The sequence below is a fragment of the Neisseria sp. HMSC03D10 genome (assembly GCF_001807625.1).
GTDB classification, from domain to species: Bacteria; Pseudomonadota; Gammaproteobacteria; order Burkholderiales; family Neisseriaceae; genus Neisseria; species Neisseria mucosa.
This window is the reverse complement of the sequence record NZ_KV789536.1, coordinates 19,053-28,310: the sequence shown is the minus strand read 5'-3', so window position 1 is coordinate 28,310 and position 9,258 is coordinate 19,053. Positions and strand designations below refer to the sequence as shown.

The 9,258-nt window shown below is 53.6% G+C and carries 8 protein-coding genes; 3 read left to right on the top strand and 5 right to left on the bottom strand.

Going from position 1 to position 9,258, the window contains the following annotated elements; genetic code table 11:
- Both HMPREF3066_RS12825 and HMPREF3066_RS06240 read left to right on the top strand, forming a co-directional pair.
- On the top strand, positions 1 to 255 hold a 255-nt coding region (locus HMPREF3066_RS12825), incomplete at its 5' end, for a hypothetical protein (protein ID WP_210385699.1).
- Positions 256 to 677: 422 nt separating this feature from the next.
- Positions 678 to 896: an HP1242/YdcH family protein gene (locus HMPREF3066_RS06240; protein WP_039855760.1), complete on the top strand. Its 219-nt coding sequence runs from the start codon at positions 678 to 680 to the stop codon at positions 894 to 896.
- Positions 897 to 962: 66 nt separating this feature from the next.
- Here HMPREF3066_RS06240 and HMPREF3066_RS06235 read toward each other — a convergent pair whose 3' ends face one another.
- From HMPREF3066_RS06235 to trpS, 4 genes are all read right to left on the bottom strand, one after another.
- A complete protein-coding gene (locus tag HMPREF3066_RS06235) occupies positions 963 to 2,486 on the bottom strand; it encodes a phospholipase D family protein (RefSeq protein ID WP_070441262.1) in 1,524 nt (507 codons plus the stop codon).
- A gap of 146 nt (positions 2,487 to 2,632) precedes the next feature.
- Positions 2,633 to 3,637 (bottom strand): adenosine deaminase, encoded by a 1,005-nt coding sequence (locus HMPREF3066_RS06230; protein WP_070441259.1) that lies wholly within the window; start codon positions 3,635 to 3,637, stop codon positions 2,633 to 2,635.
- Positions 3,638 to 3,654: 17 nt separating this feature from the next.
- Positions 3,655 to 4,194, bottom strand: coding sequence for a hypothetical protein (locus tag HMPREF3066_RS06225; protein WP_070441256.1), 540 nt, complete (start codon positions 4,192 to 4,194; stop codon positions 3,655 to 3,657).
- Between the two features lie 75 nt (positions 4,195 to 4,269).
- Positions 4,270 to 5,280 carry a tryptophan--tRNA ligase gene (trpS, locus tag HMPREF3066_RS06220; RefSeq protein WP_070441253.1) on the bottom strand — a complete coding sequence of 337 codons (1,011 nt, stop codon included), beginning with the start codon at positions 5,278 to 5,280 and terminating at the stop codon, positions 4,270 to 4,272.
- Between the two features lie 263 nt (positions 5,281 to 5,543).
- Between trpS and clpB the strand changes: the two genes are divergently transcribed.
- Positions 5,544 to 8,117 (top strand): ATP-dependent chaperone ClpB, encoded by a 2,574-nt coding sequence (gene clpB / locus HMPREF3066_RS06215; RefSeq protein WP_060974445.1) that lies wholly within the window; start codon positions 5,544 to 5,546, stop codon positions 8,115 to 8,117.
- 114 nt (positions 8,118 to 8,231) lie between these two features.
- Here the strand turns inward: clpB and HMPREF3066_RS06210 are convergent, their stop codons facing one another.
- Complete coding sequence (locus tag HMPREF3066_RS06210) at positions 8,232 to 9,140, bottom strand: Dyp-type peroxidase (protein WP_070441249.1); 909 nt, start codon at positions 9,138 to 9,140, stop codon at positions 8,232 to 8,234.
- Positions 9,141 to 9,258 lie beyond the last annotated feature (118 nt).

The window sequence follows — 9,258 nt, the reverse complement described above, 5'->3', positions numbered from 1 at the left end:
CCGCCTTCAGGCGGCTGTGTGTTGAAACTCGGAGAGTGCGCGGTTAAATATGCTGGAATTGCCCAGCCGCCTTCAGGCGGCTGTGTGTTGAAACAAGCAAATCGGCAAATCCTATGCCGCAGCCGCAGCCAGCCGCCTTCGGGCGGCTGTGTGTTGAAACAAAATGTATCGGATATTCCGCGTCGACAGCTTATGCCAGCCGCCTTCGGGCGGCTGTGTGTTGAAATAGACGACCTCTACCGTACTGGCGATTGATTTTGCTAGCCGCCTTCAGGTAACTGCGTGTTGAAACCCGTAGCCGAGGGAGCAGAGGTAGAGGCGCAGGCCCAGCCATCTTCAGCTAACCATATGTCGAAACCAGACTGTGTTTTCCTGATTTAAACCATCTGTAACCATTTACTTTTTGATGGTTATGTCTGAAAAATCATCTGTTGGAATAGGAAATCGTTAATCCATCAAATCTCTGTTTTTCAGACGACTGTAATTGGATTTGTTTGGTTCTAATTAAATCAGATTTTTCCAGCTTCGGGCTGCCGGATAAATTTGATGCAATACAGGGTTTGATTAGCTAGGGGCTGGATAAAAACGGCAGCTTTGTTATAATAAAACTACTGGCAGTTACATACTTTTCTTGGCATTGCGCCGTTTTATTCATATTAACGAAAGAGGAAAACAAAATGTTTCCAGAATATCGCGATTTAATTTCCAAATTAAAACAAGAAGACGCCCACTTCGCCCGTCTGTTTGACGAGCATAATGAGTTGGACGATAAGATTACAGGTTTGGTTAATAATCCTGTTACCAGCGGTTCTGAAGAAATTGAGGAGCTGAAAAAAGCCAAATTGAAACTGAAAGACGAATTGTACGCTCTGTTGCAAAAGGCTTCAGGCAAGTAATCGGGATTTGAATAAGGTCGTCTGAAAATGCCAATCCAGGTTTTCAGACGACCTTTCGTTTGGGTTTTACAGCAATCCTTCTATCGGCAGGATGGAGAGAATTTTGGAGGTAACGCGTTTCCAGAATTTGGCTTCGGGTTCGGCGGAGTAGGTTTTCTGGGTGGTGGGGTCGTACCAGTGAAGTTTGTTGTATTTGTCGAGGGTGACCTGATAGGCGTATTTCGGGGTGGTATTGACGAGGGTGCGCTGCATTTCTCCTGCGATTTTGGGGCTTTCGAGGACGACGCCCATTTCGGTGTTGAGTCTGGCGGAGCGCGGGTCGAGGTTGAATGAGCCGATGAAGACGCGTTTTTCGTCCACGATAAAGGTTTTGGCGTGCAGGCTGGTGGCGGAGCTGCCGGTCAGACCGCGGTCTTTGGTGGTGGGGACGGCGTGGTTGGGTTGCAGCTCGTAGAGTTTGACACCGGCTTTGAGCAGGGGCTTGCGGTATTTGACGTAGCCTGAGTGGACGGCGGCGACATCGGTCGCTTGGAGCGAGTTGGTCAGGACGGTTACGTCCACGCCATTTTTGACGAGTTGGTCGAGCGCGCGTACGCCTGATTTGGTGGGAACGAAATAGGGCGAAACGAGATAGACGCTTTTTTCGGGCGTTTTCAGGGCGTTTTGCATGCGGTCGAAAATGGGTGGTTTGTGGCGGTCGCGGTCCAGCCCTTTGGCGGGGTCGTCGCTGATCAGGCGGGTGTGGACGCTTTGCCAGTCTATGCTGTTGCTCTGCATTTTTTTGTAGAGTTCGGAATTTTCGATGCTGCTGCGGTAGCGGCTGAGGGTTTCGTTTTTGTCTTTGTCGTTGTAACCCAGCTCTTGGAAGCCTTTTTCGATATCGCCTTTTTTGATGATGCTGGCGACGGTGTAGGAGGAATGGCTTGCCCAATAGCGGTCGAAGTCTTGAGAAACTTCGGTCACGACGCGGCCGGTGGCGAGGATGTCGAGGTCGGCAAAGATGGTGTCTTCGCCGACTTTAAAATATTCGTCGCCGATATTGCGCCCGCCGAGGATGGTGGCGCGGTTGTCGGCGGTGAAGGATTTGTTGTGCATCCGGCGGTTGAGGCGCGGGAAGTCGGTCAAATAACCCAGCGCGCGCCATTTGCGGCGGACGAAGGGGTTGAACAGGCGGATTTCGATATTGGGATGGCTGTCGAGGGCGAGCAGGACGTTGTCCAGCCCGTTGGTGTTGTTATCGTCCAGCAGCAGGCGCACGCGCACGCCGCGTTCGGCGGCACGGTGGATCAGGTTGAACATGAGCTTGCCGGAGATGTCGTTGTGCCAGATGTAGTATTGGAGGTCCAGAGTGTGGTCGGCGGCTTCAATCAGGGCGGCGCGGGCGACAAAGGCTTCGTGCGCGTCGTTGAGCAGATAGACATTGGAAATATCGCCGCCGGTTTTGGCAGTGGCGGTGTTGAGCAGGGCATCCATGCGCGGGGCGGAACGGATGTCGAGGTAGTGGCTTTCAGGGCGATCGTCCAGTGAGGGCAGGCCGGCGCAACCTGTCAGAAAAACCGGAAGCATAAGGATGAGATGGATTTTTTTCATTCTTGAGGGCGTTTCAGACGACCTTTTTCGCTGAAACGGTATTTTTATTTAGAAGGGTCGTCTGAAAAGAAGTTCGATGTTTATACGGTTCGCATTTTAACCGAGAACAAAGCCGACCGGATTGCTTTTTCAGGTCGGCTTTGTGTCTAAACATGGATGCCGTCGATTTCGGCGTACCGTTTTGCTTTTTCTTCCGCACTTAAAAACGAGGCTTTGAACGAGTTTTTGCACAAGGTGCGGATGTCTGCTTCATTCAAATCCAATGCGTCGACAAGTTCGATGAAATTTTGGTTGATGTAGCCGCCGAAGTAGGCGGGGTCGTCTGAATTGACGGTAACCAATACGCCGCACTCAAGCATGCGGCGCAGGTTGTGCCGGGACAGGTCGCCGACGACTTTGAGCTTGAGGTTGCTCAATGGGCAGACGGTCAGGGGCATTTGCTCGGCAATCAGGCGCTGCATAAGGGTTTCGTCTTCTTCGGAGCGCACGCCGTGGTCGATGCGGACGACTTTCAGCAAATCCAACGCTTCCCAAACGTATTCGGGTGGGCCTTCTTCGCCGGCGTGGGCGACGGCGGGAAAACCTTGTGCGCGGGCTTGGGCGAAGACGCGCTCGAATTTCGAGGGCGGATTGCCGAGTTCGCCCGAATCCAGTCCGATGCCGTCGATCTGTCGTCTGAAAGGCTGTGCTTGGGCAAGCGTTTCAAACGCGGATTCTTCGCTCAAATGCCGCAGGAAACACATAATCAGCCTGCTGGAAATGCCCCATTTTTCCTGCGCTTCCAGGCGGGCACGGGTGATGCCGTTGATGACGGTTTCAAACGGTACGCCGCGCGCGGTATGGGTTTGCGGGTCGAAGAAGATTTCGGTGTGGGCGACGTTGTCCTCGCGGCAGCGGGCGAAGTAGGCTGTGGTCAGGTCGTAAAAATCCTGCTCGTGGAGCAAGACCGCCGCCGCAGCGTAGTAAATATCGAGGAAGGACTGGAGGTTGTGAAAATCGTAAGCGCGGCGCACGGCGTCCACATCCGAATAGGGAATGGAAACGCCGTTGCGCCCGGCGATGGCGAACATCAATTCCGGCTCGAACGTGCCTTCGATATGGACGTGCAATTCGGCTTTAGGCAGGGCGCGGATTAAGGTGTGTACGGTCATAGGCAGCACCCGCTCGGTCAATAGTGGCGGCGGCGGAAGTAGAACATTCCTTCGCTGTCGAGTTCGAGGATGTAGCGGCCGTTTTGAACGGCGGCATAACCGCTTTTGCCTGCCTGATAGGGTTGCAGGGCGGCGTGGGAGAAGAGGTAGCTTGTCAGTTTGCTGCCGTCTTCGGCAATGTTGCCGACCAGTTTGGCAAACAAGGCATGGCATTTGCCGTTTTCAGTCCAGCCTAAAGGCTCGCCTTTGTCGCCGGTTTCCATACATTTGCCGCTGATGACTTCCAAGTCGTTGGGGTGGTTGCCGATCAGTTGGATGACGTTTTGTTCGGACAAGCCGTTAATCGGATAGCTGATTTGTTTTTTGCCGTCGTTGGTTTTGCCTTCGCTGCTTTGTCCTAAATCCAAGCCTGCGATGGCGTTGTTGTCGATGTATTTGACTTTAAACGCGGGCTTTGGCGCGGCTTCGGCGGCATTTTGGGCGGGCTCGGCTGGGGCTTCGGATTTGCCGCAGGCGGCAAGCAGGAGGGCGGATAAGAGAATCGGAAAGGCTTTCATCGGATATTCCTTGTTTTAAACAGGAAAAGGTCGTCTGAAAATAGCGGGCTGCTTTTTCAGACGACCTTTTGAGATTTACTTCAATGGGCGGATGCCGACGGCGTCGCGTACTTTGTCCAGCAGTTCGCGCGCTTCTTTGCGCGCTTTGGCGGCGCCTGTCTGCAGGATGTCTTCGATTTGCGAAGGATTGGCGGTCAGCGCGTTGTAGCGTTCGCGCGGTTCTGCCAGCTCGGCGTTGATTTTGGCAGCCAAGAGTTTTTTGGCTTCGCCCCATGCCAAGCCTTCGGCCAGCATTTGCGTAAACTCTGCGGTTTCAGACGGCGTGGAGAAGGCTTTGTAGATTTCAAACAAGGGGCTTTCGTCGGGCTGTTTCGGCTCGCCCGGCTCTTTCATGTTGGTAATGATTTTGTTGACCGATTTTTGGGTTTTCTTGTCGTTTTCCCAAAGCGGAATAGTGTTGCCGTAGGATTTGGACATTTTGCGTCCGTCCAAGCCGACCAAGAGTTCGACGTTTTCGTCGATTTTCACTTCGGGCAGGGTGAAGACTTCTTTGAAGCGGTGGTTGAAGCGGCCGGCGATGTCGCGCGCCATTTCGACGTGTTGGATTTGGTCGCGGCCGACGGGGACTTCGTTGGCGTTGAACATGAGAATGTCGGCGGTCATCAGGATGGGGTAGCTGTACAGACCCATTTCTACGCCGTGGTCGGGGTCTTCCTGATTGTTTTCAGCGTTTGCCTGCACGGCGGCTTTGTAGGCGTGGGCGCGGTTCATCAGACCTTTGGCGGTGATGCAGGTCAGAATCCAGTTCAATTCCATCACTTCGGGAATGTCGCTTTGGCGGTAGAAGGTAGTGCGCTCGGGGTCGAGTCCGCAGGCAAGCCAAGTGGCGGCAACGGCTTGGGTGGATTGGTGAATCATCTCCGGCTCGTGGCATTTGATGATGCCGTGGTAGTCGGCGAGGAAGAGGAAGGATTCGGTATCGGGGTTTTGCGCCGCACGGACGGCAGGGCGGATGGCGCCGACGTAGTTGCCCAGATGCGGGATGCCGGTAGTGGTTACGCCTGTGAGGACGCGTTTTTTGCTCATGGGAATATCCTTAAATGGCTCAAGGTCGTCTGAAAATGAAATAAGGATGGATTATACCTGATTCCCAACGAGTTTTCAGACGACCTTTTTATAGTGGGCATATCGACTTATTCACAGCTTTTTTTGATTTAATATATTTTAAAAACAAATTGATACTGTATTTTTTAAATATTTTAGTAAATTTTTCTCTTGAGTTATCCACAGGTGACACTATATAGCGTTTATTAGAAAGATATTCGTTTCAGAAGAAAGGAAACCTAAAGATGAGATTCGACAAATTAACCGCCAAATTCCAACAAGCCCTTGCAGAAGCTCAGAGTTTGGCGTTGGCTGCGGACAGCAGCTATCTGGAAGCAGGCTTCGTGCTGAAAGCCCTGCTTGACGATCAAAACAGCGGAGCCGCCGCGCTCTTGGCTCATGCGGGCGTAAACGTGCCGCAGGTGAAACAGCGTTTGCAGCAGCATTTAAACAGCCTGCCGAAAGTGTCTGGTCAGGGAGGCGACATTATGCCCAGCCGCGAATTGCAGGCGGTGTTGAACCTGATGGACAAAGCGGCAACCAAACGCGGCGATGCCTATATCGCCAGCGAACTTTTCCTGCTTGCCTTGGTGCAACAGAATGATGCGACCGGCAAAATCCTGAAAGAAGCCGGGGCGACCGAACAAAATATCAATGCCGCGATCGACGCGGTACGAGGAGGACAAAACGTGAATGATGCCAATGCCGAAGACCAACGCGACGCTCTGAAAAAATACACGCTCGACCTGACCCAGCGCGCCCGCGACGGCAAACTTGACCCCGTTATCGGCCGCGACGACGAAATCCGCCGCGCGATTCAGGTATTGCAACGTCGTACTAAAAATAACCCTGTGCTGATTGGCGAGCCTGGTGTGGGTAAAACCGCTATCGTCGAAGGATTGGCGCAACGCATCGTCAACGGCGAAGTGCCCGAATCCCTGCGCAATAAACGTTTGCTGGTTTTGGATTTGGCGGCATTGATTGCCGGCGCGAAATACCGCGGCGAATTTGAGGAACGCTTGAAAGGCGTGTTGAACGACTTAGCGAAAGACGACGGCAACACCCTGATTTTCATCGACGAAATCCATACTTTGGTCGGCGCGGGCAAAACCGACGGCGCAATGGACGCGGGCAATATGCTGAAACCGGCTTTGGCGCGCGGCGAACTGCACTGCATCGGCGCGACCACTTTGGACGAATACCGCCAATACATCGAAAAAGACGCGGCACTCGAACGCCGCTTCCAAAAAGTATTGGTCGGCGAACCCAGCGTGGAAGACACCATCGCCATCCTGCGCGGTTTGCAGGAGCGTTACGAAATCCACCACGGCATCGACATCACCGACCCCGCCATCGTTGCCGCCGCGGAATTGAGCGACCGCTACATTACCGACCGCTTCCTGCCCGACAAAGCGATTGATTTGATTGACGAAGCCGCCAGCCGCATCAAAATGGAGCTGGACAGCAAACCCGAGCAGATGGACAAACTCGACCGCCGCATCATCCAGCTTAAAATGGAAAAAATGCACGTTGCCAAAGAGAGCGATGACGCCAGCAAAAAACGTTTGGAACTGATAGACGAAGAAATCGACGGCCTGCAAAAAGAATACGCCGATTTGGACGAAATCTGGAAAGCCGAAAAAGCCGCGTCTTCCAGCACTGCCGACATCAAGAAACAGATGGACGACATCAAAGTCAAAATCGAGCAGGCCAAACGCCAAGGCGACTTCGCCCGCGCGTCCGAACTCGAATACGGCGAGTTACCGAAATTGGGTGCGCAGTTGCAAGCGGCAGAAAGCAACCCCGACGGCAAAAAACAAAACAAACTCTTCCGTACCGAAGTCGGCGCGGACGAAGTGGCCGAAATCGTATCGCGTATGACCGGCATCCCCGTGTCAAAAATGATGGAAGGCGAACGCGACAAGCTGCTGAAAATGGAAGAAGTATTGCACCGCCGCGTGGTCGGTCAAGACGAAGCCGTGCGCGCCGTGTCCGACGCCATCCGCCGCAGCCGCTCCGGTCTTGCCGATCCGAACAAACCCTACGGCAGCTTCCTGTTCCTAGGTCCGACCGGCGTGGGTAAAACCGAGTTGTGCAAAGCCTTGGCAGGCTTTCTGTTCGACAGCGAAGACCACCTCATCCGCATCGACATGTCCGAATACATGGAAAAACACGCCGTTGCCCGCCTGATCGGCGCGCCTCCGGGCTATGTCGGCTACGAAGAGGGCGGCTACCTGACCGAACAAGTCCGCCGCAAACCGTACAGCGTGATTCTTTTGGACGAAGTGGAAAAAGCCCATCCCGACGTGTTCAACATCCTGCTGCAAGTATTGGATGACGGCCGCCTGACTGACGGACAAGGCCGCACCGTGGACTTCAAAAACACTGTTATCGTCATGACTTCCAACATCGGCAGCCAGCACATCCAACAAATGGGTACGCAGGACTACGAAGCCGTGAAAGAAGCGGTGATGGAAGAAGTGAAAGCCTACTTCCGCCCCGAAATGATCAACCGTATCGACGAAGTGGTCGTGTTCCACGGACTGAATCAGGAGAATATCCGCAACATCGCCAAAATCCAGCTCAAAGGCTTGGAAAAACGTTTGGAAGCGCAGCACCTGCACCTGAAAGTGGACGATGCCGCCTTGGATTTGATTGCCCAAGCCGGTTTCGACCCCGTGTACGGCGCACGCCCGCTCAAACGCGCCATCCAGTCGGAAATCGAAAACCCGCTGGCCAAAGCCCTGCTCGAAGGCAAATACGCGCCCGACAGCACGATTCATGTGAAAGAAGAGGGCGGCAAGCTGGTGTTTGCTTGATTTGAGCGTAGCTTGAGATAAAGTGATGAAAAAAGGTCGTCTGAAAACCTGATTACGGGTTTTCAGACGACCTTTCGTCTTAGGATTTCAATATTTCACATCGGCAACGCGGTTTTACAAATCCTGCAAACGCTCGACCGAAGGGGCGTAGTAATATGCGCCGGACACGGCGGTGGAAAGATGCTTGAGCAGCAGGTCGGTTTTGCCGTCGGCATCGCCGAACATGTGCAAAAGCTGTACTTCGATGTTGTGCAGGGTGTGGCAGTAGGCAGTGAACATCAGACCGTGTTCGCCGCTGATTTTGCCGAAGGGCAGGCTGCGGCGGACGATTTTCAGACCCACGCCGTTTTCTTTCAGGTTGACGCGGCCCAAATGCGAATCGGGCAGGCGCACGTCTTTGCTGAATTCTTCGTTGGCTTCTTTGCTGCGGCCGACGCTGGTTTCTTGTTCGGCAACGGGGACGGCATCCCATTTTTTCAGGTCGTGCAGGTATTTTTGCAGCAGGACGTAGCTGCCGCCGGCATCGGATCGGCCTTCGGGAATAATGGCGACATTGCGGACGTTTTCATCGCCTTGCGGGTTTTCAGTACCATCGACGAAGCCGTCCAGTCCGCGGTCTTCATACAGGCGCAGACCGTGTTCTTCGGTGGCGATGCTGATGCTGTCGCCGAACGCGGCAAAGACGGATTGGGCGAGCGCGAAGGCGGCTTTTTGGCGGCAGGCTTGGATGTGGATGTAGATATCGTGTTGGGTTGAGGGGGCAAGACCGTTGCCCATGACGGGGAAGGGTTTGATTTCGCTGCCTTCTTCTGCGTGTCCGAATGCTTTCCATGCGTCGCTGCCGAAGGCGATGGTCATGCCTAAAATATCTTCGGGAAAGCGGGTTTTCAGCTTCGCCAAAGCTTCAAGCGAGCTTCGGCAGGCGGTTTTGATGTCATCGTAGCGACCGTCGCGGATGTCGGCTTCGATAAATATGCCGGCTTGGGCGTGATCGGGGATGATGGCGGTTTGCGGGCGGGGCATTGTGTTTCCTTTTCAGTTTATTGGATTTTTCAGGCGGTATTATAGCACTTAAGGTTTTCAGACGACCTCGTCTGAAAGGGCGGATATGATATAGTGGATTAAATTTAAATCAGGACAA